Source organism: Vibrio sp. Vb0304, from assembly GCF_033338995.1.
Taxonomy (GTDB): Bacteria; Pseudomonadota; Gammaproteobacteria; order Enterobacterales; family Vibrionaceae; genus Vibrio; species Vibrio alginolyticus.
The window spans coordinates 1-1,153 of record NZ_JAWOTT010000264.1 but is presented as its reverse complement, the minus strand read 5'-3'; the positions used below and the strand labels follow the sequence as shown (position 1 = coordinate 1,153).

Below are 1,153 nucleotides of genomic sequence, written 5' to 3'. Positions count from 1 at the left end.
TCACCATTGTATTCCAGTGCTTCTTGATACACCGTGCTGATAAACTTTGGAACGGTCATGTCTTGCGCACTGGCAATTTCTTCAAGAATCGTCCAAAAACTCGACTCTAATTTTACGCTGGTGGCATGGCCGTCAATGCGGATGGAACGAGTGATAAACTGATAATTATCCTGTGGTTGTTTAGCAAATATTTCGCACATGGTATTCGTAGATATGATTTAAGACGTGCAAATATTGAGTATTGTTGCTTAAAACGTCAACTGTTTTTGCGGATAAAAAAACGCTCTCGTGAGAGAGCGTTGGAACATCACAAGACGTGAAGTAAGTGCAAGATGATTATTTGATTTGTTGCTTTAGGAACTCACCAAGCTCGGAGTGGTGCATGATTTTTGAAACTGGAAGAATGGTTTCTGCAGGCCCCCAAGCGAATACGTTCACTGGTGTATGAGTGTGCGTGCCTGTTCCCCATACCGTGTTTTGTTTGGTCGCTTGTTCGCGAGCGAGCAAGTTACCGCGGTCGTTGTATGGGAAGAACGCATCAAAGTCGTTAATTGTTGGTACCGTTTCTACTTCTAGGTACGAGTGGCCAGCAACTCGGTATGGGTTTGGTTTGCTTGCTAGTACATGAGCGGCTTGCTCAGGTGTGATAGAAAAATCGCTGTTGGCATTCACCACTTCAGCTAGCTTTTCTGGTGTTTGCTGTGCTTTATCTAGCGCTTCAAACTCGCTGATCATGCCGTAGTAGCTTTTCTTCTGGTTGTATAAACCATCTAGGATTTCAAACTTACCGAAGTTGAAGTTTGGCGCGTAATCACGTTTTTCAAAGGCTTCACCTTTGCGTTTTTCTGGTTTAGGTAGATTTGCTGATGAGTAGCTAAAGCCAAAAGAACCTGTTTCGTGGTCTGCGGTAACAATGATCAGTGTGTCGTCACGACCTTTCGCCCACTCGTAAACAGAGTTCACCGCTTCGTCGAACTTAATCAACTCATGTAGCATGGTACCAGCATCGTTACTGTGGCCAGCCCAGTCGATTTGACCACCTTCAACCATCAAGAAGAAGCCGTCTTTGTCTTTAGAAAGAACATCAAGCGCTTTGACCGTCATCTCTTTCAACGATGGTTGTGTGCGTTTTGGATCGTTTTTGCTGTTGCTA

The 1,153-nt window shown here is 44.4% G+C and carries 2 protein-coding genes; both read right to left on the bottom strand.

The window, feature by feature from the left end:
* Nucleotides 1-200: ribbon-helix-helix domain-containing protein (locus R7P35_RS25510; RefSeq protein ID WP_318093210.1), on the bottom strand; the 200-nt coding region annotated here is incomplete at its 3' end.
* Nucleotides 201-336: 136 nt separating this feature from the next.
* Nucleotides 337-1,153 (bottom strand): alkaline phosphatase (locus R7P35_RS25505; RefSeq protein WP_318093208.1); only part of this gene is annotated, 817 nt, incomplete at its 5' end.